Annotated in this window: 21 protein-coding genes; 11 read left to right on the forward strand and 10 right to left on the reverse strand. The window is 66.9% G+C overall.

The features are described from left to right. The first annotated feature begins 15 nt into the window (after nucleotides 1-15). Nucleotides 16-270, forward strand: coding sequence for a cell division topological specificity factor MinE (minE, locus tag LRR16_RS19530; protein WP_006578294.1), 255 nt, complete (start codon nucleotides 16-18; stop codon nucleotides 268-270). Between the two features lie 329 nt (nucleotides 271-599). Continuing rightward, entirely contained in the window at nucleotides 600-1,685 is a 1,086-nt protein-coding gene (locus tag LRR16_RS19535) for a porin (protein ID WP_006578293.1), read from the forward strand. Between the two features lie 13 nt (nucleotides 1,686-1,698). On the opposite strand, the gene LRR16_RS19540 is transcribed toward LRR16_RS19535, so the two are convergent. Continuing rightward, nucleotides 1,699-2,439 carry a HAMP domain-containing histidine kinase gene (locus tag LRR16_RS19540; protein WP_055274522.1) on the reverse strand — a complete coding sequence of 247 codons (741 nt, stop codon included), beginning with the start codon at nucleotides 2,437-2,439 and terminating at the stop codon, nucleotides 1,699-1,701. After that, entirely contained in the window at nucleotides 2,436-3,131 is a 696-nt protein-coding gene (locus LRR16_RS19545; protein WP_064574817.1) for a response regulator transcription factor, read from the reverse strand. The genes LRR16_RS19540 and LRR16_RS19545 overlap by 4 nt, the downstream gene beginning before the upstream one ends. A gap of 358 nt (nucleotides 3,132-3,489) precedes the next feature. Between LRR16_RS19545 and LRR16_RS19550 the strand changes: the two genes are divergently transcribed. Then, nucleotides 3,490-4,182 (forward strand): response regulator transcription factor, encoded by a 693-nt coding sequence (locus LRR16_RS19550; RefSeq protein ID WP_064574815.1) that lies wholly within the window; start codon nucleotides 3,490-3,492, stop codon nucleotides 4,180-4,182. A 10-nt stretch (nucleotides 4,183-4,192) separates the two neighbouring features. Further along, nucleotides 4,193-4,987: an aquaporin gene (locus tag LRR16_RS19555; protein ID WP_232206865.1), complete on the forward strand. Its 795-nt coding sequence runs from the start codon at nucleotides 4,193-4,195 to the stop codon at nucleotides 4,985-4,987. A gap of 54 nt (nucleotides 4,988-5,041) precedes the next feature. On the opposite strand, the gene LRR16_RS19560 is transcribed toward LRR16_RS19555, so the two are convergent. Both LRR16_RS19560 and LRR16_RS19565 read right to left on the reverse strand, forming a co-directional pair. Then, entirely contained in the window at nucleotides 5,042-6,034 is a 993-nt protein-coding gene (locus tag LRR16_RS19560; protein WP_006576938.1) for a tripartite tricarboxylate transporter substrate binding protein, read from the reverse strand. A gap of 124 nt (nucleotides 6,035-6,158) precedes the next feature. Beyond that, on the reverse strand, nucleotides 6,159-6,452 hold the full coding sequence (locus LRR16_RS19565) for a hypothetical protein (protein ID WP_023263622.1): 294 nt from the start codon (nucleotides 6,450-6,452) through the stop codon (nucleotides 6,159-6,161). Nucleotides 6,453-6,692: 240 nt separating this feature from the next. Between LRR16_RS19565 and LRR16_RS19570 the strand changes: the two genes are divergently transcribed. The 6 genes from LRR16_RS19570 (at nucleotide 6,693) to LRR16_RS19595 (ending at nucleotide 13,369) form a co-directional block, all read left to right on the forward strand. Beyond that, the gene (locus LRR16_RS19570) at nucleotides 6,693-7,904 is read left to right on the forward strand and encodes a hypothetical protein (RefSeq protein ID WP_232206866.1); all 1,212 of its coding nucleotides are present in this window, start codon (nucleotides 6,693-6,695) and stop codon (nucleotides 7,902-7,904) included. Nucleotides 7,905-8,045: 141 nt separating this feature from the next. Then, nucleotides 8,046-8,483: a CBS domain-containing protein gene (locus tag LRR16_RS19575; protein WP_006576941.1), complete on the forward strand. Its 438-nt coding sequence runs from the start codon at nucleotides 8,046-8,048 to the stop codon at nucleotides 8,481-8,483. 281 nt (nucleotides 8,484-8,764) lie between these two features. After that, a complete protein-coding gene (locus LRR16_RS19580; protein WP_232206867.1) occupies nucleotides 8,765-10,264 on the forward strand; it encodes an MDR family MFS transporter in 1,500 nt (499 codons plus the stop codon). A gap of 56 nt (nucleotides 10,265-10,320) precedes the next feature. Continuing rightward, the gene (locus LRR16_RS19585; protein WP_232206868.1) at nucleotides 10,321-11,016 is read left to right on the forward strand and encodes a glutathione peroxidase; all 696 of its coding nucleotides are present in this window, start codon (nucleotides 10,321-10,323) and stop codon (nucleotides 11,014-11,016) included. Between the two features lie 59 nt (nucleotides 11,017-11,075). After that, nucleotides 11,076-11,927 (forward strand): fumarylacetoacetate hydrolase family protein, encoded by an 852-nt coding sequence (locus LRR16_RS19590; RefSeq protein ID WP_232206869.1) that lies wholly within the window; start codon nucleotides 11,076-11,078, stop codon nucleotides 11,925-11,927. Between the two features lie 212 nt (nucleotides 11,928-12,139). After that, complete coding sequence (locus tag LRR16_RS19595; RefSeq protein WP_043439884.1) at nucleotides 12,140-13,369, forward strand: M20 aminoacylase family protein; 1,230 nt, start codon at nucleotides 12,140-12,142, stop codon at nucleotides 13,367-13,369. A 36-nt stretch (nucleotides 13,370-13,405) separates the two neighbouring features. Here the strand turns inward: LRR16_RS19595 and LRR16_RS19600 are convergent, their stop codons facing one another. Further along, entirely contained in the window at nucleotides 13,406-14,203 is a 798-nt protein-coding gene (locus LRR16_RS19600; RefSeq protein ID WP_232206870.1) for a helix-turn-helix domain-containing protein, read from the reverse strand. 237 nt (nucleotides 14,204-14,440) lie between these two features. Here LRR16_RS19600 and LRR16_RS19605 point away from each other — a divergent pair, with 237 nt between their 5' ends. Further along, nucleotides 14,441-15,718 (forward strand): MFS transporter, encoded by a 1,278-nt coding sequence (locus LRR16_RS19605; protein WP_232206871.1) that lies wholly within the window; start codon nucleotides 14,441-14,443, stop codon nucleotides 15,716-15,718. Here LRR16_RS19605 and LRR16_RS19610 read toward each other — a convergent pair. The 5 genes from LRR16_RS19610 to LRR16_RS19625 all read right to left on the reverse strand — a co-directional run bounded on the left by LRR16_RS19610 (nucleotide 15,655) and on the right by LRR16_RS19625 (nucleotide 19,589). After that, on the reverse strand, nucleotides 15,655-16,536 hold the full coding sequence (locus tag LRR16_RS19610) for a DUF72 domain-containing protein (protein ID WP_232206872.1): 882 nt from the start codon (nucleotides 16,534-16,536) through the stop codon (nucleotides 15,655-15,657). The genes LRR16_RS19605 and LRR16_RS19610 overlap by 64 nt on opposite strands. A 17-nt stretch (nucleotides 16,537-16,553) precedes the next feature. Continuing rightward, on the reverse strand, nucleotides 16,554-16,895 hold the full coding sequence (locus LRR16_RS19615) for a nucleotide pyrophosphohydrolase (protein WP_006579574.1): 342 nt from the start codon (nucleotides 16,893-16,895) through the stop codon (nucleotides 16,554-16,556). 36 nt (nucleotides 16,896-16,931) lie between these two features. Beyond that, on the reverse strand, nucleotides 16,932-17,357 hold the full coding sequence (locus tag LRR16_RS19620; RefSeq protein WP_006579575.1) for a hypothetical protein: 426 nt from the start codon (nucleotides 17,355-17,357) through the stop codon (nucleotides 16,932-16,934). Nucleotides 17,358-17,821: 464 nt separating this feature from the next. Beyond that, nucleotides 17,822-18,208 carry an NYN domain-containing protein gene (locus tag LRR16_RS24430; RefSeq protein ID WP_255674177.1) on the reverse strand — a complete coding sequence of 129 codons (387 nt, stop codon included), beginning with the start codon at nucleotides 18,206-18,208 and terminating at the stop codon, nucleotides 17,822-17,824. Further along, entirely contained in the window at nucleotides 18,114-19,589 is a 1,476-nt protein-coding gene (locus LRR16_RS19625; protein ID WP_232206873.1) for an efflux transporter outer membrane subunit, read from the reverse strand. Before LRR16_RS19625 ends, LRR16_RS24430 begins: the two co-directional genes overlap by 95 nt.

Consider the following 19,589-nt stretch of genomic DNA (forward strand, 5'->3'; position numbering starts at 1 on the left):
GGAGGGCTCATCCCCATGTCGATCCTGTCCTTCCTGCTCGGGGAGAAAAAGAAATCCGCGTCGGTCGCCAAGGAGCGGCTGCAGATCATCCTCGCCCATGAACGCACCGGCCATTCCGCGCCGGCCGATTATCTGCCGGCACTACAGCGCGAGCTGGTTGCCGTGATCTCGAAATACGTGAAGATCGGCGATCAGGACCTGCGGGTCAGTCTTGAGCGCCAGGACAACCTCGAGGTGCTCGAGGTCAAGATCGAGATCCCGCAGAGCTGATCGTCACCGGCCGGCCGCCCGGTCCGGCCGCTCCCCCCTTTGGCGGGGTGTCCCGACGCGGACGCCCTCGCCCGCCCCGCCCTTCCCCTTTTCTGTTTCCGCACGCCGTCGCGGGCCCGACTTTGCACGCCGCAATGCACCATTGCGGCTAACTGTCGCGGCCGGACAACGAATTTGCACCAGCGGCGTCCATTCCGCGCCGCTCCGGCAAGGATTGGTGTCGGAACGGGTTACGTTTTGATAAATTTTCGCGGCGTCTACCGACAACGTAGAGCCAATAAATGCCGCCGCGATCCGGCGACAGAACCACAAGACAGAAAAGGAGCACCATGAAGAAATCGGCCTTGACTCTCGCACTCGGCGCCCTGTTCGCCGGCAGCGCCTACGCGCAATCCTCCGTCACGCTGTACGGCATCGTCGACCAGAGCATTCGCTACACCACCAACGCCAACGCCAACGATGACGGCCTGGTCGAACTGACCAACGGCGCCATCACCAACAGCCGCTGGGGCATCAAGGGCAGCGAAGCCCTGGGCAACAACCTGAAGGCCATCTTCCAGCTGGAAAACGGCTTCGATCCGGACACCGGCCGCGGCAACCAGGCCACCGGCACGCTGTTCGGCCGTCAGGCTTACGTGGGTCTGTCGGGCGACTTCGGCACGATCAAGCTGGGCCGTCAGTACACCGAGGGCTTCAACCTGTTCGGTGACTACGATCCGCTGACGATCGGCAACTACAACAACAACGCCTGGCCGTTCTTCCTGACCCAACTGCGCCGCGACAACGTCATCAGCTATGACGGCAAGTTCGGCGGCCTGAACGTCGGCGCCAGCTATGGCTTCGGCGAGCAAGCCGGCAGCGTGCGTACCAACCAGTACTGGGGTGCCCGTGCGTCGTACGCCTTCGGCCCGTTCGGCATCGGCGGCGTGTACCAGGAAATCCGCGACATCAACGAGAACAAGCAGCAGATGTGGGGCGTGGCCGGTAAGTACACCATCGGCGCGGCCAAGCTGTTCGTCGGTTACATCGGCGGCAAGGATCACACCGGCGTCATCGACAACGGCTTCCTGAATCCGGATCAAGCCACCACTGGCAACCCGATCCCTGCGGGCGGCAACCACGCTGCCAATCCGCGCAAGGACAAGATCGGCTATGTGGGCGCCAGCTACCAGCTGACCCCGGCCCTGGCCCTGACCGGCGCGTTCTACTACGACGACATCGACAACAAGGACGGTGTTGCCGGCAACGATGGCAAGCGCTACACCGGCGTGCTGCTGGCCGAGTACGCGCTGTCCAAGCGTACCCAGGTCTACGGTACGGTCGACTACAACAAGGTCAAGGACGGTGCTCGCACCGAACTGCCGGGCAAGAGCAACCAGACCGGCGTGGCCGTGGGTATCCGCCACATCTTCTGATCGGCATCGTTTCTTACCGATCTGCAGGCAAGAAAGCACCTTCGGGTGCTTTTTTGCTTTGGGGCAGTACCAGGCGCCAGATCGCCACGCCATGCTCGTTGCCCAATGTCAGCTTGCCGCGGTGGCATCGCATCACGCGGCGCAGGAACATACCGGCCGGCGCACTGCGTGACAGCGCCGCGGCGACCGCATGTGGCGACGCGGCCGCGGTGGCTATCTCCACGCAGCAAACCCGGCGCGAAATGCCCATCCGCAGGTGCACGGCCGCACCGGGCGAGGCATCCAGAATCGCACGGGCCAGCAGGCGGGTGACCGCCATCTCGAGCATGCGGACATCGCCCTCCACCCATGCGACGGCCGGCAGGGCCTGGCAGTGCAGGATCACGCCCGTCTCGTCGGCCGCGCTCCATGCCGCATCGACGCATCCGGCGACCAATGCAGCCAGATCGACCGGCTCGCGGCGATACGAATGAGCGGCTTCTTCGATCAGGCTGCCCAGTTCGTCGACCCGGTTCAGCGCCTCGCGCGCGTGCGCGACGACCCGCGCCGTAAACGCAGGCCCGGCCAGTGCACCGGCGCGATACAGGCCGGCCAGCGCCAGCATGTCGGTGGGCGGAACGCGCAGGTCATGCGCCAAGCCATGGACCACCGCGCGCCATACCGGATCGCCGCGCCGCGCCGCGCTGCGGGCCCAGCGGCGGCGCCATGCCGCCAGACGGGCAAATCGATCCCTCATGCTGACGAGAAAACTCATGGCAGGCTCACCACCTCGAGCCGATAACCGTGGGTATAGACGGGAATCAGCCGGAAACCTCGATCCGCGCGCAGGCCCAGCTTGCTGCGTACGCGGGACATATGCGTATCGATGGTGCGCGACAGCGGCGAGATCTCCCTGCCCCAGACCGCGGCGACGATATAGTTGCGCGCGACGATGCGGCCCTCGTTGCGAAACAGCAGCAGGGCCAGGTCAAATTCCTTCGGCGTCAGCTCGACCGGGCAGCCGTTCAGCGTGACGGTACGGGCGGCGCTGTCGAACACGTAGCCGCCCAGGCTGACGCGCGCGTCGGTACCGCCGCGGCGGCTGTCGGTACGGCGCAGCAGGGACTGGATGCGCGCGGTCAGCTCGCCCGGCCGGATCGGCTTGACCATGTAGTCGTCGGCCCCCGCGCACAGGCCGCTGACCACATCTTCCTCGGCGCCGCGGCAGGTCAGGAACATCACCGGCACGCGCCGATCCAGGTTGGTACGAGTCCAGTGCAGAACTTCCTTGCCGCTCATGTCCGGCATCTGCCAGTCGAGCAGCAACAGATCGAAACTCTCATTGCGCAAGCGCAGCAGCAACTGCCGGCTCTGTCCGAAGCTGACGCAGCAGTGGCCGGCCTCGGTCACGATTTGCTGGATCCACGCAGCTTGCGCGGGTTCGTCTTCGAGCGATGCGATCTTCATGCGCAACTCCGTTCACGGTAGTGAGCGATCGAACTCCGGTCTGCCTGCGACCGGCCCCTTGCCATCGAGCATCGAACCATCCCGCATTTAAGCCTGCGCGTGACCGTTTACAAATAGGAATTGCCTCAATTTGAGGTTTCAACAAATTCTCACTTTCGGCATGCCGATGTCTGAACGTACGATGCCTGCGCGGATCGACATTGCCGCGCCAATGCCAGCGGCGATCGACGCGAAGGCCCATGCCAACGCTCTCACGATCCGCGGCCGGTGACAGCCCCGCCGGCGCACTCCCTTGTCGCGCGTCGGGACACCCGCCCCCCGCGCAATCGAAAATCGACACGCGAGGAGAGCAGACGCCATGAGAATCGCTGCGCTGCAAGACGATCCCACGCAAGCCGTGGTGCTTGAGCAAACGCTCAGCCTGCAAGGCCATCGATGCATTCGCTTCCGGGAAGGACGGACCCTGATGATGGCGTTGCGCCAGGAAGCATTCGACATGCTGCTGTTGGATTGGGAAGTGCCGGGCATCGCTGCCCAGGACGTGCTGCTGTGGGTGCGCCGTACTATAGGCAGCCGCTTGCCCGTGATGCTGCTCGGCGATGCCGCCGAGGAGTGCCAGCTGTGCCACGGCCTCGCGCAGGGCGCGGATGCGTTCATCACCAAACCGGTGCGGCGAGCCGAACTGGCCGCCCGCATTCACGCACTGGCGCGGCGCATGCTCGATACGGGCGAGGGCTGCTTCGATCTGTCGGTCGGTGCCTATCGTTTTTCGACCACTGACCGGCGCGCGTATCTGACCGGCACGCCGGTCATGCTGTCGCCGAAGGAGTTCGATCTCGCCATTCTGCTGTTCCGTCATCTCGGCCAGCTGGTGTTGCGCCAGACCATGATCGACGAGGTCTGGCATCGCGCGCTGCCGGCCGGTTCGCGCACGCTTGACAGCCATCTGTCACGCGTGCGGACCAAGCTGGCCCTGTGGCCGCACAACGGCGTGCGGCTGACGACGGTGTATTCGGCCGGCTGCCGCCTCGATGTGGTCGACCCCATCTAAGGAGCGAACCATGGCCTCCCTCGCCAGAAGACTGCTCGCGGAAGCGGTCGGCACCTTCGGATTGATCTTTGCCGGTTGCGGCGTGGTAGTGCTGGCCGGCTGCAAGCCGGATACCGCCGCGGACCTGCTGTGCATCGCGCTGGCCTTCGGGCTCGCGGCCTATGCAATGGGGCGGGCGGTCGGACCGATCTCCGGTGCGCATCTGAATCCCGCCATCAGCCTGGCCCTGGCCGCGGCACGGCGCTTTCCCTGGCGAGAGGTGATTCCCTACGGCATCGCGCAGCTGGTTGGTGCGGTGGCCGCGGCGACCTTGCTGATGCTGGCGGCGCAGGGCCGCCCGGATTTCGCCCTGTCGTCCGAGCGCTTCGCCGCGAACGGCTACGGTCTGCATTCGCCGTCGGGCTACGACATGCCGAGCGCATTGGCGATCGAATTCGCGGCGACCGCGATGCTGGCGCTGGTGACCGCCAGCGTCACGCGCCGTTGCCGCCTGATCGCGGCGGGTCCCGTGGTACTTGGGCTCGCGCTGACGATGGCCCACCTGCTTGCCTTGCCGGTGACCCACGCCGCGCTCAACCCTGCGCGCGCCACCGGCCAGGCGCTGTTCGTTCAGGGCTGGGCGATCGCGCAGCTTTGGCTGTTCTGGCTGGCGCCCGTGGCGGGCGGACTGATGGGCGGGCTGGTCGCGTTCTGCCTGCTCGACGAGGATGGCTTGCTGACCGAGCCTGACGAGCTGACGGCGCTGGCCCACTGGGCCGCTGCCGACGCGGCCGACCCCGGCTGCGATCCCCCGCCGCCCGCGTGAGCGGCGTGCGCGGTGGCGGTGCGGATGACTGCGGAGGCCCGGTCTTGCGCCGGCTCAGTCCGCCTTGATGCCGGCTTCCTTGACGATGCGACCGTTGTCGTCGTACTCGGCACGGATAGCGGCGGCAAACTGCGCCGCGCTGCCGCCGGTCGGCACCTCACCGCCCTTGAGCAGGCGTTCGCGGACTTCCGGCGCGGCCAGCGCCTTGTTCAGTTCGGCATTCAGACGCGTGACGATCGCGGCCGGCGTCTTGCCCGGCGCGAACACGCCGAAGGTCGACGTCAGATTGGCCTTCGGATAACCGAGTTCGGCAAAGGTTGGCACCTCGGCCAGCGCGTCGATGCGCTTCGGCGCGCCGACCGCCAGCGCACGCAGGCGTCCGGCCTGCATCTGCTGCGTCAGCGCCGGGCTGGCATTGGTGCTCATCACTTCGAACTGGCCGCCTAGCGCGTCGTTCATCTGCTGGCCGGCGCCCTTGTACGGAATCAGCGTCAGGTCCGCTCGCGATTTGGCCTTGACCTGCTCGAGCACGACATGGCCGACCGTGCCGAGGCCCGAGGTCGCCCACCGGACCGAACCCGGCTTGGCTTTGGCCTGCGCGACCAGATCCTGGAAGGTCTTGCCGGCAAAGCTCGAGGTGGCGACCACGATCACCGGCGAATACATCACGCTCATCACCGGGGCGATATCGCGCTGCGGGTCGTAGTGGACCTTGCCGACGTGGGGGTTCAAGGTCAGCGGGCTCGTCGACGAAAAGCCGATCGTGTATCCGTCGGGCGCGGCCTTGGCCACCGCGTCCATGCCGATGCTGCCGCCGGCGCCCGCCTTGTTCTCGACCACCACCGAGGTCCCCATCTGATCGGAAAGGCGCTCGGCGAGCGCGCGCGCGACCGTATCGCTGATGCCGCCGGTCGGATAGGCAACGATCAGTCGGATCGGGCGCGACGGATAGTTGTCGGCGGCGAACGCCGGCGCGCTGGCGACGACGGCAAACGACGTGGCGGCGGCAAGGGCGGAGAGTCCGGGCAGGCGGAAGGCAAGAGACATGGCGCAGGCAGCAGAGATGGGTAGGAAGTGATGGCCGTGAGTTGACGGTAGAAGCCGGCATGACGCATGCGCAAGGCAGGCAGAAGGCGGGCAGTTCGCTGCCAGGCCGGCGACGGGCGCTATCTTAGCCCAACGCTCCGGGCCGCCAATGGGGCACCCAGGAGACGAACAACTCGTTGGCCCGATCGTACAGGCGCCAGACGGTGCCGCACTCACGGCACTCGAAGGTCAACATGCTGAACGGCACACCGGCCGCGCTCTGGCTGACCAGCGGCGCCGTGTGTTTCAACGCCAGCCGTTCGTGCGGTTCGCGCCGGCGCATGTCGGCGGCCAGCGCGAGACAGTGGGCGCAGGCATCGGGTACGCCGGGCGCGGGCGATGCATCGCGGGAGCGGGACGGGGCTTCGTGGGCGGACACGGCGGCAGGCGGGGCGGCAAACGCCCCGCGATGGAAACGGCAACGCCGCCATGATGCCGCAAATCCCACCTCTGCTGATGGGCGCCATGGTGCCCGGCGGTGCGCGATGGTGCGCGATAGTGCGTGGTGAGTGCCGATGCAAGTCCCGCACGGCAATTCGACAAGTGGCGGCGTGCCGCTTCAAGCGGAATCTGCAGATTGCCGAAAGTTCTTTTTTGACGAGTTCGTCACACTCGCGCCATGCGTTCGTTGCATGGCAACGGCACGACGGCCTGTACGGCGGTGCCCGGCCGTGCCTTCCTGCCCGTCGTCCGCCTGCCATCGATCATGCGCGCTCCCCTGACCATCCACCAGTTCGCCAGCATTCAGGACATCCGGCTGGCCGTACAGCGCCGTCCGGGCGACCTTTTGCAGCAACTGCATGGCGACGGCACCCATCACATCGTTCAGCTAGGCGTGAACCGCTATCGCTTCCAGCTGAGCAAATGCCCATCTGGACGATGGGAAGGCACACTGGTGGAAGTGCCGTTCCGCCACATGACATGGCGGCAGCAATGGCTCGCCATCGTGCGCACTTTGTGCCGGCTGCTGCCGTGCGGGTCCGTCAGGAACGCCCGCATCCGGCATACCGTCGGGCATTTCACGCAGGCGGAAGGGCGAGTTCAACTCATTCCCGAGCAGGGCTTTCTGCCCCGCGACCAGCGGCTCGGCTGGTTGTATCAACTCTGTCGGCGATTTCACGCCTCTGTGGACGCCAACATCGATCTGCCCGCCAGCCTCGATTTCCGCGATGCGGTCGTGTCCGACGACGACCTGAAGCTGGTGGAGGAGCAACTGCGCGCCCTGCCCGAGACGCTGCCACGCGATCGGCTCGAACTGATCCTCGAGCCGCTTTGCTCGCTCGCCGTGCCCCCCGACACGCCGGCGCGAGTCCGGCGCGACGACATGGTGGCATTGCTTTGCGACCTGTTTGCCAAGACACACGACTTCGACATGGCGACGGGCAGGCGAATCGTGCAACTGACCGGCCGGCTGCCCGTCGGTCCGGCATTCCGGCAGTGGCTGGAAAACGGCGCTACGCGGCTGGCAGATGGCCTTGCCGCCGCGGTCAACCCCTGTGCGATGGCCCGAAAGACCGAGCCACTTCCAGGAGCGGATGCAAACACCGTCAATGGCTTCCAGCTGATCAGCCGGCACCTGAAGGATCTCGCCGCCGTCCTGCCGGTCCTGTCACCACCGGCGGCGGCCGCGATGCTGCAATCGATGGCCGACATTGCCGCCCTTCCCAACGGCGACCGCGCGAGTCGGATCGAGCTGCGAACCATCGTCGCGCGCGCGCATGCGTTGACCGCGGAACGCCATCAGGCCGGAGCCGAAGTGGCGAACGCGCCGCGCAAGCCGGCGCGCGTCTGGGGCAAGCGAGCCGATATGGCGATAACGGCATATCAGTAAGATTCTTCCCCGTCACCCTGTGACGCGTCGCGATCCTTTGCTAATCTGGAATGGCGTACCGCCGACCTGACCGGCGGACCGCCCGCCACCGCGGATGCCGGCGGGAGCCGCAGTCCTTCCCGACTCGACCAGGAGTGGATGATGAAAACTGCACGACAGGTCCTTGCGTCCAAGCCGACGCAAGCCATCTACAGCATCCAGCCGGGCGCGACGGTGTATGCCGCGCTCCAGTTGATGGCGGAAAAGAGCATCGGCGCGCTGCTGGTGATGGAGCACGGCAAGATCGTCGGCATCCTGAGCGAACGCGACTACGCACGCAAGGTCATCCTGATGCAGCGAACGTCCCGCGAAACCTTCGTGCGGGACATCATGACCACCGCGGTGGTCTATGTCCGGGCCGACCAGACCACCGACGAATGCATGGCGCTGATGACGCAACACCGCTTGCGCCACCTGCCGGTGATGGAAGGGGACGAGCTGATCGGCATGCTGTCGATCGGCGACCTGGTCAAGGACATCATCTCCGAACAACGCTTCATCATCGAGCAGCTGGAGCAGTACATCGCAGGCAGCCGCTGACGTCCGGAGGGCAGCGCCCCCGGCGGCGGCATATTCGGTAAACGCATATAATTTTGCGTTTACTGAATAACAGATGAAGCCGGTCCAGCAGGGCTGGCTTCGGCCGCCCTCCCGGCCGCTCTCTCCGGCCACCCGCCGCCGCCGCTCCGATGTCCCGCCCCGCCGTATCCGACCGCCCTACCCCCGCTTCCGCTTCCGCCTCTTCTTCGATTGCCCCGTCGGACACCGCGGTCCCCGCGCCGGCGCAGCCCATTGCCGCCGCCACGGAACACCGCGCGATCATGCGCGTGATCGGCGGCATCGTGCTGTGCATTCTGCTTGCCGCGCTCGATCAGACCGTGGTGATACCGGCCGTGCCGGCGATCGCGCAGGATCTCGACGGCTTCGGCCATCTGTCCTGGATCGTCACGGCCTATCTGATTACCTCGACCGTGACCACGCCGCTCTACGGCAAGCTGTCGGACTCGTTCGGCCGGCGGCGGCTGCTGATGGTCGCGATCGCGCTGTTCGTGCTGGCCTCGCTGGCCTGCGCCATAGCCGGTTCGCTGCAGCAGCTGATCCTGTTTCGCGCGCTGCAAGGCATCGGCGGCGGTGGCCTGATGTCGCTGGCGCAGGCGGCCATCGCCGACGTGGTGTCACCGCGCCAGCGCGGCCGCTATCAGGGCTACCTGGCGGCGGTATGGGCGGTAGCGTCGGTGGCCGGACCGCTGGTCGGCGGCTGGGTGTCCGACCATCTGTCGTGGCGCTGGCTGTTCTGGATCAATCTGCCGCTTGGCCTGCTGGCGATGTGGTTGTGCCATCGCGGCTTGCGCGCCCTGCCCGCCCCAAGCGGCAAGGCGCGCGTCGACTGGGGCGGTGCGCTGCTGCTGACAGTGGCGATCGTGTCCTTCCTGCTGGCGATGAGCTGGGGCGGCGAGCGATACGACTGGCTGTCCGCGCCGATGGCCGGACTGGCGGCGCTCACCGGCCTCAGCGTGCTGGCGCTGGTCTGGCAGGAACGGCGCGCCAGCGATCCGATGCTGCCGCCGCGCCTGTTCGCCAACCGCAGTTATGTGCTGGGCGTCGGTGCCTCCGCGTTGGCGGCTTCCGCGCTGTTTCTGTGCGTGTTCGCGCTGCCGCTGCATTTCCAGCTGGTGCGCGGCGCCGACGCCGCGATGTCAGGCATGCTGGTGGTGCCCTTCCTGCTGTCCACCGTCGCCGGCAACTTCGTGGTCGCGATGCTGGCGCCGCGGCTCGGCCGGCTGCGCGGGCTGCTGACGATCGGCTTTGCCGCCGCCGCTCTCGGCCTGGCGGCGCTGTCGACCGCGACGCCGGCCACCTCGCTGGTGTGGCTGCTGGCCGCGATGATCGTGACTGGCGTGGGACTGGGCATTTGCATGGTCGGCACGTTGATGAACGTGCAGAACGCGCTCGAACGCCGCGACACCGGCGCCGGCACCGGCGCGCTGCTGGTGCTGCGCTCGCTGGGCAGCGCGCTCGGTGGCGCGATGGCCGGCACGCTGCTGACCCTGGCCTTCCGCGGCGCGCTGCACGCGGCCGGGCACGACAGCGCGAGCGCGCCGCTGGACCTCGGTGCCCTGCGCCACGGCAGCGAAGCGTTCGCGCAACTGACGCCGCAGGTGCAGCACCTGCTGGCGGGCGGCGTCGAGGCCGGCTTCCACTGGATCTTCGCGGCCGGCGCCGCGGCCGCGCTGCTCGCGCTGGGCCTGGTCCGGCGTACGCCCGACGTCGAGCTGCGCGGCGCCGTCTCGGATCACGTCAAGCCGCTGGCGATGGAATAACGGGGCCGCGGGCGCCGGCGTAGACTACGGGTCACCGTTTGCAGGAGATCGACGCCATGACCCGCTTCCCCTCCCCTTCGAGCCAGCCGCCGCGGCGCCGCCGCGCCGCCCTGCCCTTGGCCGTCGCGCTGGCGCTGTGCGCGCCCGCCGTGCATGCCGCCGGTGAACAAGGCGCGAACCGCCCTGCCGGCGCGGCCGCGACAATCTCTCAGGCATCGTCCGCCGCGCGCCCCGCCGCCGCGAACTGTCCCGCCACGCTGAACTTCCGCTTCCCGCGGCTGCAGGACGAGGCCGAACAGAACCTTTGCCAGTACGCGGGCAAGGTCGTGCTGGTCGTCAATACCGCCAGCTATTGCGGCTTCACGCCGCAGTACGAGGGCCTGGAGGCGCTCTACACCAAATACCGCGAGCGCGGCCTGGTGGTGCTGGGCTTCCCTTCGAACGACTTTTCGCAGGAACCGGGCTCGGAAAAGGAGATCGCCGACTTCTGCTTCAACACCTACGGCGTCAAGTTCCCGATGCTGGCCAAGACCCATGTACGCGGCGACCAGGCCAATCCGATGTATGCGCGGCTGGCCAGGGAAAGCGGCACCGCGCCCAAATGGAACTTCCACAAGTACCTGATCGACCGCGACGGGCGCGTCGTCGCCAGCTACCAGAGCTCGGTGAAGCCGTCGGACCGGCAACTGGTCTCGCGCATCGAGCAACTGCTGGCCGCACCGCCGCAGGCGAAACCGGCGGCGGCAAATTGATTCGGTAAATCACCGCATCACACCAACCAATCACACCAACAAGCAAGACGAGGAGAACGATGAAGCTGGTACGAATTGGCAGCGCCGGCGCCGAGCGGCCGGGACTGATCGATGCACAGGGCCGCGTGCGCGACTTGTCCGCCGTGATCGGCGATATCGACGCGCGCGCGCTGTCGCCGAGCGTCCTGGCCGAGCTGGCGGCGCTGGATCCCGCCACCCTGCCGCTCGCCGAAGCGGAGCGTTTCGGCATGCCATGGACTGGAATCGGCAAGATCGTCGCCATCGGGCTGAACTACGCGGACCACGCGGCCGAGGCAAACATGCCGATCCCGTCGGAGCCGATCGTGTTCCTGAAAGCGACCAGCTCGCTGAACGGCCCGAACGATCCCGTGATGTTGCCGCGCGATTCGGTCAAGAGCGACTGGGAGGTCGAACTCGGCGTGGTGATCGGCACGCGCGCGCAGGACGTGTCGCCGGCCGCCGCGCTCGATCACGTGGCGGGCTACTGCGTGGTCAACGATGTCTCCGAGCGCGAATTCCAGATCGAGCGCGGCGGCACCTGGGACAAGGGCAAGGGTTGCGACACCTTTTGCCCGGTCGGTCCGTGGCTGGTCACGCGCGACGAGGTGCCCGATCCGCAGGCGTTGTCGCTATGGCTGGACGTCAATGGCGAACGGATGCAAAGCGGCACCACCGCGACGATGGTGTTCGACGTCGCGACGCTGGTCAGCTACGTCAGCCGCTTCATGACGCTGCATCCCGGCGATCTGATCTGCACGGGCACGCCGCCGGGCGTCGGCATGGGCTTGAAGCCGCCGCGCTTTTTGCGGGCCGGCGACACGATGCGGCTCGGCATCGAGGGACTGGGCGAGCAGATGCAGCAGGTCCTGCCCTACACGCGCTCGGCGTGATGGCTTCGTCCGCGTCGTAACACAATGAAACATGAGGGGGCTCTGATCCCTTGAAGGCGATCGAGTTCCCCCGACCCTGCGCGCGTCAGGGTGGACCGTACCCCGTTAGCAACAGTTCTGAAAACAAATGCGTCGCAAAGGTCAAATCGCATAGGCACTCGTGATCCTAAGTGGAATACTGTCCTTCATGGACTAGCCAATACGAGTGCCTCATGTCTGAAGTTGATCCCCCCATTCTCGTGTCCCGCCTCGGAGCCGATCTCACTCCGGCCTATTGCGAGTTGTCCGATACCCTGGATAGCCGCACCGAACTCGAGGCGATTCGCCGCACCATCCACCAATACCCCGAACTCGGATTCGAAGAGCACCGCACCGCCGAACTGGTGGCGCAGCGGCTCGAGCGTTGGGGCTATGCGGTGACGCGCGGGGTCGGCGGCACGGGCGTGGTCGGCACGCTGCGCAACGGCGACAGCGGGCGCAGCGTCGGCATCCGCGCCGACATGGACGCGCTGCCGATCCTGGAATCGACCGGCCTGCCGTACGCCAGCGTCCATTGCGGCAAGATGCACGCGTGCGGCCACGACGGCCATACCGCGATCCTGCTTGGCGCCGCGCGCCAGCTGGCGCGGACCCGCAATTTCGACGGCACCGTCAATCTGATCTTCCAGCCCGCCGAGGAAATCGGCGCCGGCGCCAGCGGCGCGCAGCGGATGCTCGCCGACGGGCTGTTCGAACGCTTTCCCTGCGATGCGATCTTCGGCCTGCACAACCATCCGGGCGTGCCGGTGGGCACCTTCATGTTCCGCGCCGGCCCGATGATGGCGGCCTGCGATACGGTAACGATTACGATTCGCGGCAAGGGCGGCCATGCCGCGCGGCCGCATCAGTCGATCGATCCGATCCTGGTCGCCGGCAGCCTGGTGATGGCGCTGCAGACCATCGTGTCGCGCAATGTGGATCCGAACGAGACCGCGGTGGTGACGATCGGCTCGCTGCATGCGGGCCATGCGCCCAACGTGATTCCGGAAAGCGCCAAGCTTGAACTGAGCGTCCGCTCGTTCAGTCCCGAGGTGCGTACCACGCTGGAAACGCGCATCCGCCAGCTGGTGAGCTCGCACGTCGAGGGCTATGGCGCCGCGGTCGACATCGACTACCGCCCCGGCTATCCGGTGGTGGTCAACAGCGAAGCGGAAACCGAATTCGCGCGCCAGGTCGCCGAGGAGCTGGTCGGCCCGGACAAGGTCGTGGGCCAGATCCCGCTGATCGCCGGCAGCGAGGACTTCGCCTATTTCCTGCAACAGCGTCCCGGTTGCTTCGTGCGCCTGGGCAACGGCGCGGGCCGTCCGCTGCTGCACAACCCCGCCTACGACTTCAACGACGACAACCTGACGGTGGGCGCGGCGTACTGGACCCGGCTGGTCGAACGCTACCTCGCTGCCTGACCGGCGTTTGCCTGCGGACGCCGACGGCGAACCCGCTCAGCGAAAGAACGCGCTGGGCGGCACGCCGAACTGCCGCCGGAACATCGCCGCGAACGCGCTCGGGCTCTGGTAGCCCAGTTCGAGCGCGACCTCGACGACCTTGACGCCGGCCGCCAGCCGCTCCAGCGCGGCGAGCAGCCGCGCCTGCTGACGCCACTGTCCGAAGGTCATGCCGGTCTCGCGCGCAAAGCGCCGCTGCACGGTCCTGCCATCGATGCCCAATCGCCGCGCCCAGTCGGCCAGCGTCATCGGCGTATCGGGCGTTTCCAGAATCGCGGCACAGATACGCCGCAGCGCCGGGTCCGCGGGATGCGGAAGATGGAGCGGCAACGCCGGCAGCAGCACCGCCTCGTCGAGCAGCAGCCGCATCACGCGGCCGTCGCGGGAATCGGCAACATAGGGCGGCACGATATCGATCGCCGCCAGGATCAATTCGCGCAGCAGCGGCGAGACCCCGAGCACGGTGCAACGCGTCGGCAAGCCGTCGGCCGCGTCCGGGCGAATATAGGCGGTCCGCATGCGCACGTGGCCCACCATGCGGATCCAGTGATCGGTGCCGCCGGGCACCCAGATCGCCCGCGTCGGCGGCACGATCCATTGGCCCTCGTCGGTGCCCACGACCATCACGCCGTGCACGGCATGCAGCAATTGCGCGTGCGGATGCCGGTGGCGCGTCGTCAGGTGGCCGGGCTGATAGTCGGCGGCCATCGCGGCCACCGGCATCGGACCACGGTCGTACGCCATGTAGCGCGGGCGGGAGAGCAGGGCGCCGGGTGGGGAAGCAGCGTCGGCCATTGGGTCGATATCGCAAATGGGTCGAAGATGTGGCGTTTGGGGCGCGTTTCATGCGCCGGATAGGGCCATTATCTGTCCGTTTCGAGATGGTTGTAGTCTCAATCTCGCAGGACAGGCGCCAACACAAGGAATAGCATCACCGTGTTCGCGCGTGTGCGGCCATGCTGCCGTGTTGCTCCCGCGTCTTCCCGACTGCGCCCGAACGCTCCCAGAAAAAGTCCAAACAGAGACCTTGCCATGGCTTCGCGAATCGATTCCCTGTCTGCCGAACTGGGCAATGTGCCCGATGCCGCCGTGACACCGGCCGGGCCTGCCGCACCGGCCGCGCACGGCGCCGCCGCCGCCGGCGAGCGCACCGGCTTCCGCGTGCTGTCCGCGATCAGCTTCGCCCACATGCTCAACGACATGATCCAGTCGTTGATCCTGGCGATCTACCCAATGCTCAAGGGCGGCTTCAATCTGAGCTTCGTGCAGATCGGGCTGCTGACGCTGACCTATCAGATCACCGCCTCGCTGCTGCAGCCGCTGGTCGGCCTGTACACCGACAAGCATCCGAAGCCGCATTCGCTGGCGGTCGGCATGGGTTTCACGCTGGCGGGACTGCTGCTGTTGTCGATCGCGCCCAGCTATGGCGTACTGCTGGTCGCCGCGGCGCTGGTCGGCACCGGCTCCTCGATCTTCCATCCGGAATCGTCGCGCGTGGCTCGGATGGCTTCGGGCGGGCGCCACGGGCTGGCGCAGTCGATCTTCCAGGTGGGCGGCAATGTGGGAAGCGCGGCGGGCCCGCTGCTGGCGGCCGTGGTGGTGCACACGCAGGGCAGCATCGCCTGGCTGTCGCTGGCGGCCCTGCTGGCGATCGCGGTGCTGTGGCGCGTCGGCGGCTGGTATGGCCAGCGGCTGGCCGAGCATGCCCGCGCGGCGCGCAAGGCGATGGCAAGCGCGCCGCGCCTGCCGGCCCGTACCGTGGCGCGCGCCATGGCGGTGCTGATGGTGCTGCTGTTCTCGAAGTACTTCTATATGGCGTCGCTGGGCACCTATTACACGTTCTATTTGATGGAGCGCTTTGGCGTGCCGCAGCGCTCGGCCCAGCTGTATCTGTTCGCCTTCCTGTTCGCGGTGGCGGTCGGCACCATCCTCGGCGGCCCGATCGGCGACCGCATCGGCCGCAAGCGGGTGATCTGGTTCTCGATCCTCGGCGTTGCGCCGTTCACGCTGATGCTGCCCCATGCCGACCTGTTCTGGACCGCCGCGCTGTCGCTGGTGATCGGCTTCATCCTGGCCTCGGCGTTCTCCGCGATCCTGGTGTTCGCGCAGGAACTGATTCCGGGCAAGGTCGGCATGGTGTCGGGCCTGTTCTTCGGCCTGGCCTTCGGCATGGGTGGCATCGGTGCCGCGGTGCTCGGCGGCATCGCCGACGCGCACGGCATCGAGACGGTCTACCGCTGGTGCGCCTACTTGCCGCTGCTTGGCGTGCTGGCCGTGTTCCTGCCGGAAACCCGCACGCGCGCCTCGTAGTCCGGATCCAGGCGCGAGAGCAGGGCGGTCGCGGCGGCCGGCGCGCGCTCCTTGTCGCCGTTGATGAAGAACACGAAGACGTCCCGGCGGCCCGCCGGGACGTCGTTGTTTTCGACGCGCGGAAGAGCTTCCGGCGCCTCGCCCCGCGCCCACGCCCGCGCATGCTCGGCCCACGCGTCGAGCGCCTTTGGCGCGTAGCCATACTTCAGCTTGGCGTTGCTGCGCATCAGCCGTGCGTAGACGAAATCTCCGGTCACATCGGCGAACGAGGGGAATTTCTCGGCGTCGGTGAACACCGTCGCCGCCTTGTATTGGCGAGCCAACGCCAGGAATTCCGCGCAGGCAAAGCTGGCGTGGCGTACTTCCAGTACATGGCGCAGCCGGATGCCATCGACTTCCCGTGGAAGCAGCGCAAGAAACGCCTCGAAGTCCTCGGGCTCGAACGCCTTGCTCGGCGCGAACTGCCAGACGATCGGCCCGAGCTTGGCACCCAGTTCGGTAATGCCGCTGTCGAGAAAGCGCTCGACCGACTCCCCGCCTTCGGCCAGTACCCGGCGGTTGGTCGCAAAACGCGACGCCTTGACCGAGAAAACGAAATCGTCGGGCGTCTGCTCCTTCCACTTGATGAACGACGCGCGTTTCTGCGTGCCGTGGTAGGTGCTGTTGATCTCGATCGCCGTCAGCCGGCTGCTGGCGAACTCGAGCTCGCGCGCCTGCGTCAGTTTCTCCGGATAGAACGTGCCCCGCCAGGGGGCATAGGTCCAGCCGCCAATGCCGACGCGGATCACACCGGCCTGAGTCGATGCATTCGCTGCCATGACGATCCTCCTTCGATTTAGCGATTGACTTGCGATGGCGTGATCGCGGGGTACTTGGCGGCATTGAGCGCGATCTTGTCGCGCACCGCGGCGTCGAGATCGACTTCCAGCACACTGGCCAGCTCGACCAGATAGATCAGGATGTCGGCCAGCTCCTGCCGCACATGCTCGCGCTCGTCCGTCGCCATCACGGTGAGAGACTGCTGCTCCGTCTTCCACTGAAAGATTTCCACCAGCTCGGCCACCTCGACGCTGAGCGCCATCGACAGGTTCTTCGGCGAGTGGTACCGCGCCCAGTCGCGGGCGCGAATGAAGTCGTTCAGCACCTGTTGCAAACGCTCGGTTTCAACCAGCTTCATCTGCACGTCCTTGCCTGTGGTCGGTTGTTCGGTGGGCTACTTTACCGTGCCTGGCGCCGGCCCGGTTCGCCGCGCCGCCGGCTCGTCCGTCGGCCCCGCCGGCTCGTTGGCGAGCACCTCGGCCGCCCAATGCGCAAACGCTTCGCCGCGCGTCGAGCCCAGCCGTACGCCAACCAGCAGCACCGCGTCGAGCGCGTAGCAGGTCGGGCCCGGTACGACGCCATCGTCGCGCTGGGCCTCCTTGCGGATCGACGCCGAACCGAGCCTGCGGCCGCAGAAGGCCGCCTTCAGCTGCCTGGCGACATCCTGCTCCGAGGTCCGGTACAGCCTCGCGATATTGTCCAGCGTCATCCACAGCTTGCCGTCGAGCACGCGGCAGGTGATGCGCGTCAGCGAGTCATCGGTCTGGTAATAGCGCCGGTCGGCGCTGTCGGCATTGGCATTCTCTGTCAGGGTCGACATCCCATGGTCTCCAGCGTTGAAGAACGAGGTGAAGACGCAAGGTATCGCCTTCCGCAGCCGCGCATGTACAGCCGGCGCCGATCGGGCGACGCTTTTTAGTGAATTTGGCGCGAAAACTAATGCTAATGCCGGCAATGGCGGAAACGCGCAAGCAAACCGGAGTCGCAACGGCGCGGGAGCGAACGAGCGAGGGGAGGGCGCGGGAGGAGAAAAGCGGGGGGAGGAAAAAAAGCCAACTACCAAAGGAAGGATGACGTGCGACCCAACGAGGAGCTGGGGTTGGTAGCTGGCTCCCGCAAATCACTGACGGGCGAACCGACAAACGCGATCGTAGGTGGGTCGGTTGGCCGGTTCTTTTGAAAAACTTGGAACGCTGTAACGGCTGGCAAGCCACGGAGGTCAAATCCAATCCTTCATCGACGTATCGCCGCCGAGGCGGCTGGTACACCGATTGCAAAACCAGCCTACGGTCGCGAAGCGTCTTCGTAAGGCTCCAGGCCCGCGTACCGTGGACAAGTCGACCGCAGGCCGTCTATGTGCTCGTTGAGATTTGGTGGGATGCGCTGCCACATCGGGTCAAGGATGAAGTCGATTCCCTCACGCCGGGCCTGCTTTGCCGCCGGTACGAAGTCAGCGTCGCCCGCTATCAGCACGATCTGGTCAACCTGCTTTTTGAACGCCAGCGAGGACACATCGACGCCGATAAAGAAAGAAAGCGCCCGAAGGCGCTTTCCTTGTGGTGCCGGACCGCGGCGATCAGCGGGCCGTGTCGTTCTGCGGCGTCGGTGCGGATGCCACCGGGCCGGTTTCCGACAGCCCGCCGCCCAGCGCCCGATACAGGTCGATCGCATTGTTCAGCCGCAGCTGCCGTGCCTGGATCAGCGCCTGCTCGGCGGTGAACAATTGCCGCTGCGCGTCCAGTGTTTCGAGCTGCCCCGTGATGCCGCTGCGGAAGCGCAGGTTGGCCAGTTCGAAGCGCGCCGCCTCGGCGTTGCGCACCTGTTCCTGGCTGGTGACCTGCTCTTCCAGCGTGCCGCGTGCGACCAGCGCGTCGGCGACCTCGCGGAAGGCCACCTGGATGGTCTTCTCGTAGTTCGCCACCTGGATGTTCTTGCGCACGTTGGCCAGGTCCAGGTTCGACATGTTGCGGCCGAAGTCGAAGATCGGCAGCACAAGCTGCGGCGCGAACGACCACGCCTTGGTGCCAGCCTCGAACAGCCCGGAGAAGTCGCGGCTCATGCTGCCCAGCTGGGTGGTCAGCGAGATGCGCGGGAAGAACGCGGCGCGGGCGGCACCGATATTCGCGTTGGCCGACAGCAGTTGCTGTTCCGCCTGGCGGATATCGGGACGCTGCTCGAGCAGGTCCGACGGCAGCCCCGGCGGGATGTCGGTGACGAAGCGTTCGTCCGACAGCGTGCGCGGCGGCGGCAGGTTCGGAATCGCGCCGAGCGGGGTGCCGACCAGCACCTCGAGCGCGTTGCGCGCCTGCGCGCGCTGGCGCGCCAGCTCGGCGGCCGACACGCGGGCCTGGGCCACCAGCGACTCGTTGTCGCGCAGGTCCAGCGCCGAGGTGGCGCCCGCCTCGAAGCGCTGCTGCGCCAGGCGGAAGGTTTCCTCGCGGGTCTTCAGCGTGTTCTGCGCGATCTGGTACTGCTCGTCGTAGGCGCGCTCGGCCAGATAGGCCTTGGCGACTTCCGACACCAGCGAGATCTGCGCGGCGCGGCGCGCTTCCTCGGTGGCGAAGTACTGCGCCAGCGCGGCGTTGGACAGGCTGCGCACGCGGCCGAAGAAATCGAGCTCGTACGAGGTGATCGCGCCGCCGGCCTGCCAGTACCCGGCGGTATAGCCCTGGCCCGAGGGTGAGGCCGCGCCCGAGACCTGCTGGCGCGTATAGCCGCCTGTCGCGTTGACGGTCGGCAGCAGGTCGGCGCGCTGCACCTGGTACAGCGCGCGCGCTTCCTCGATGCGCAGCGCGGCGGTGCGCAGATCGCGGTTGTTGTCCAGCGCGGTCTGGATCATCGCCTGCAGGCGCGCATCGCGGAAGAACTCGCGCCAGCCGATGTCGGCGGCGCGGCGGCTTTCGCCGGTCTTCACCTCGGACTGGCCGTAGCCTTCGGTAGCGGTCGGGAATTCGGCCGCCACCGGCGCGGCCGGCCGCTCATAGCGCGGCGCCAGCGTGCAGCCGGACAGCACGCCGGCCACCAGCAGCAGCGCGGTCAGTGTCTTGGTCAT

The organism is Cupriavidus sp. UGS-1 (assembly GCF_021213615.1).
In the GTDB taxonomy this organism is placed as follows: domain Bacteria; phylum Pseudomonadota; class Gammaproteobacteria; order Burkholderiales; family Burkholderiaceae; genus Cupriavidus.